This window comes from Streptomyces sp. NPDC056231 (assembly GCF_048270745.1).
Classification (GTDB): Bacteria; Actinomycetota; Actinomycetes; order Streptomycetales; family Streptomycetaceae; genus Streptomyces.
In genome coordinates this window covers 1-4,122 of sequence record NZ_JBLVKW010000081.1, presented here as the reverse complement: position 1 = coordinate 4,122, position 4,122 = coordinate 1, and the positions used below count along the sequence as shown (strand labels likewise).

At 67.8% G+C, this 4,122-nt stretch carries 3 protein-coding genes; 2 read left to right on the top strand and 1 reads right to left on the bottom strand.

Going from position 1 to position 4,122, the window contains the following annotated elements:
• Positions 1-121: 121 nt before the first annotated feature.
• Positions 122-301 carry a hypothetical protein gene (locus tag ACNPQM_RS36520; RefSeq protein ID WP_358861536.1) on the bottom strand — a complete coding sequence of 60 codons (180 nt, stop codon included), beginning with the start codon at positions 299-301 and terminating at the stop codon, positions 122-124.
• A 370-nt stretch (positions 302-671) separates the two neighbouring features.
• On the opposite strand from ACNPQM_RS36520, the gene ACNPQM_RS36515 reads away from it, so the two are divergent.
• Both ACNPQM_RS36515 and ACNPQM_RS36510 read left to right on the top strand, forming a co-directional pair.
• Positions 672-2,018, top strand: a complete 1,347-nt coding sequence (locus ACNPQM_RS36515; protein ID WP_418087335.1) for a hemolysin family protein — start codon at positions 672-674, stop codon at positions 2,016-2,018.
• On the top strand, positions 2,015-3,034 hold the full coding sequence (locus tag ACNPQM_RS36510; protein WP_418087334.1) for a hemolysin family protein: 1,020 nt from the start codon (positions 2,015-2,017) through the stop codon (positions 3,032-3,034). The genes ACNPQM_RS36515 and ACNPQM_RS36510 overlap by 4 nt, the downstream gene beginning before the upstream one ends.
• The last annotated feature ends 1,088 nt before the right edge of the window (positions 3,035-4,122 follow it).

Below are 4,122 nucleotides of genomic sequence, written 5' to 3'. Positions count from 1 at the left end.
CCCCGCCCCATATTTTAAACCCCCTTGCGCGCTCCCCTTTGTTGTTTTTTTATAAAAAAAATCCCGGGGGGGGGGGCGGGGGGGGGGGGGGGGCGGCCCCCCCCCCCCGCCCGGAGAGGTGTTACTTCGCGACGTCGAGCGTGACCAGCGCCTGCGCCCAGCGGGCGTACTTCAGATCGGCGAGGTCGGCGACAGTCTTGATCCCGAACGCCTCCTTCAGCAGCTCGCCCTTCCGGTCGAAGACGCCCTTGAGCGCGGAGACGGGAGCTGCCGGCACCTTGTCCAGATCGATCGAAGCCACGACAAGCCCCTCCCAAGAGGCAGTTGACCAGCATTCAGGCACGTGCAACCGGCTGGAACCCGCCCCATGCCCTCTACATCGCTGTAGAAGAATAGGGGCAGGACAGGCTCTGGTGATGCCCTCGCGGCACCTTCGGGTGGAAAGTTTGAAAAGCGCTCGCTGTCGGGAGCTCAGGGCGCCCGAAGTGGCATTTTTACGACCGCTTTACCATTGTGTCGGTGACACTGTCTCACCGACCAGCACCTGCCGGCCGCACCCGCGGCCGGCCGAGAAGGAGAAGGAGCACCAGACCCGCAATGGGTGAACCTCCCAGTTGCCACCGTGCCACACCCAGCCCGAAAACTGTTGAGCCGGGAGCGGGGGTGGCACGGTGACAGAGCTACTGCTCCTCCTGCTCGCCCTCGCCCTGACGCTGGCGTGCGCGGTGTTCGTTGCGGCCGAGTTCTCGCTGACCACCGCCGAACGCAGCGAACTCGAAGCTGCCGTCGCAGCCGGTGAACGCGGCGCCGACAGCGCGCTGAAGGCCGTCAAGCGCCTGACCTTCCAACTGTCCGGCGCCCAGCTGGGCATCACCGTGACCTCGCTGGTCATCGGCATGCTCGCCGAGCCGTCGGTCTCCGCCCTGCTGCACGGCCCGCTGACCGCCGCCGGCCTGCCCGAAGGAGCGGTAGGCACCACCGCCACCCTGCTGGGCGTGGTGGCCTCGACGGTGGTGCTGATGGTGGTCGGCGAGCTGGTGCCGAAGAACTGGGCGATCTCCCGCCCCGTCGCCGTGGCCAAGGTGGTCGCCGGCCCGCAGCGGGCCTTCACCGCCGCGTTCGCCCCGCTGATCCGCCACCTGAACAACACCGCCAACCGCGTCGTGCGCCGGTTCGGCATGGAGCCGGCCGAGGAGCTGGCGCACGCCCGCACCCCGGAGGAGCTGGTGGCACTGGCCCGCCATTCCGCACGCCAGGGCGCGATCGAGGCCGACTCCGCCGAGCTGTTCGTCCGCACCATCCACCTGAGTGAACTGACCGCGGAGAACGTGATGACCCCACGCGTGGACGTCCGCGCCCTGGAGGTGCACGCCACCGCCGCCGATGCCGCCGGCCTCACCCTGGCCACCGGCATCTCCCGCTTCCCTGTCTACAAGGACACCCTCGACGAGGTCATCGGCACCCTCCACATCCGTGACGTCCTTGCCCTCGACGACGACGCCCGGGCCACGACCCTGGTCACGGAGCTGATGACCACCGCCCTGCTGGTGCCGCACTCCCTCCCGGTCGACACCCTGCTCGGCCGACTGCGGCTGGCCCGCACCATGGGCGTGGTCATCGACGAGTACGGCGGCACCGCCGGCGTCGCCACCGTCGAGGACATCGTCGAGGAGGTCGTCGGCGAGGTCCGCGACGAGCACGACCCGCACGAGGTCCCCGACCTGATCGAAAGGCCCGACCCGGAGGGCCGCAAAATGTGGGAAGCAGACGGCTCGATCCGACTCGACCAGCTTGCCGAGATAGGCCTCGAAGCCCTCGAGGGGCCGTACGAGACACTGGCCGGCCTGATCGCCACCCACCTCGAACGCATCCCCACCCCCGGCGACACCATCACCGTGGACGGCTGGGACCTGACGGTCCTGGACATAGACCACCACCGCGCCGACCGCATCCACCTCACCGCACCCGCGCCTACTGCCGACACTGACAAGACCGCTTTCGAGGAGGAGGCCCGATGACCGCGATCCAGCTCCTGATCGGTGCCCTCACCCTGGTCACCAACGCCTTCTTCGTCGGCGCCGAGTTCGCCCTGATCTCGGTACGCCGCAGCCAGATCGAACCCGCTGCGGTGAGGGGCAACCGGCGCGCGAAGGCGGCCCTGTGGGCACTGGAGCACCTCTCCGCCATGCTGGCGACCGCTCAGCTCGGCATCACCGTCTCCTCCCTCGTCCTGGGCGCAGTGGCCGAACCGGCGATCGCTCACCTGCTCGAGCCGCCCTTCCACGCACTCGGCGTACCCGAGCACCTGATCCACCCGATCGCCTTCGTCATCGCCCTGACCCTGGCGACCTACCTGCACATGCTGATCGGCGAGATGGTGCCGAAGAACATCGCGCTCGCCGCCCCGGCTCAGACCGCACTGCTGCTCGGCCCACCTCTGGTCGCCGTCACCCGGGCCCTGCGGCCGGTGGTCTTCGGTATCAACGCCTTCGCCAACGGCCTCCTGCGGCTACTGAAGGTCGAGCCCAAAGACGAGGTGGCGGCGGTCTTCACCGACGACGAACTCGCCCGCCTGGTCAAGGACTCCTCCGCCGCCGGCCTGCTCGACCCTGCCGACGGCGAACTCCTCCAAGACGCCCTCGAACTCGGCAAACGGCCCGTCGGCGACATCATGGTGCCCCTGGCCCGGGTGGCCACCGTCGCCCACGACACCACCCCCCGCCAGCTCGAACGCACCGCCTCCGAGCATGGCTACTCCCGCCTGCCCGTCACCGGCCCCGGAGACGAGCTGCTCGGCTACCTCCACATCAAGGACGCCCTCGCCGCCGAGCACCGTGACCAACACTTCCCCCGCGCCTCCCTGCACCCGATCACCAAGATCGGCCTTGAGACGCCGCTGGACGACGCCATGACCGCCATGCGCGCCGCCCACACCCGTCTGGCCGCCGTGACCGGCAGCAAGGGGACGGTCATCGGTCTGGTCACCATGGAAGACGTGCTGGAGGAACTCGTCGGGGCCGCCGCACTCCGCTGACACGACCAACCTGGGCGGCCTCACGCGTGCAGACACCCAGGCAGGTCGATCAGTTGCTGTTTCCTGTCCGGTAGGGCCGAACTGCTCTTCATCAGCGCAGTGACCTGGCCGCACCCTCCATGGGCGCGGTAGACAGGCCCCGCGTACGAAGTGAGACTCGTGGAGCCCCGCAGTCTCCTCAGGGCTGTATGCACCAACGGGTTGCTTGAATGAAAGCCAGTCAGAACCCCCAGACTCATCGAAAGTCAGGTTGACCATGTTCTCCCCTTTAGTTGACCCCCCTGACTCGCGCGGCCGCACAAAGGGCCGAGGCCCGGTCGCGGCGCTGACAGTCGCGGCGTTGGCGTCGGTCCCCCTCGTGGCAGGCTGCGGCGGCACGCAGGCGACCTCCGCGCCGGCCATTAGCTCGTCCGCCCATGCTGGTTCATCGGGTTCCGCCGACTCCATTGACAAGGAGCGGACGTCCAACGCCGCCCGAGAAGTGTCGACGAGCCCCCAGCCGTCCTCGACCAATGCTGTCAACCAGAACTCCCAGGAAGTAATCGCTTCAAAGGGGGACGCCAAGGTCTATACCCCTGTCCGCACCAGCGCGGGATTCACCGTGCCCGTGGAGATCGTCAATACCGGCACGGACCGGGCACTTTACGAGGTCGACATTCGTGTACAGGGTTCGGGGGGCTACAGCGCGACAGCACGCGTCAGTACCGATGTCGTCGGCGTCTACCCAGGTGGTTCATGGCCCGTTGAACTCGCAGTCGCCGACCCTGGCAAGCCGGTGCCTCAGCACCCGCGAGTGACCATCACGCGTATATCGAGGCAAGAGTTCACATAGCAGGAAGAGTCTGGGCGGCGCCACTCGGGACGCCGGCCTCAAAATTTCGTGACGGCCCGTCGGATTCTGCGACGGTTCGTCTCGGCGGCAGTGCTCACTCGAGTTGCCTCGGCTGTGACCTTCGGCGAAGGCTGAGGGACGATTCCCCCGCACACGGAACGCGAACCTACCTTTCACAGCGCCTCCAACGACGTGCGGCCGTCGGCCGTACGCGTGTGCGTACGGCCGAACGGCCGGCGCCCGGTACTAACACACG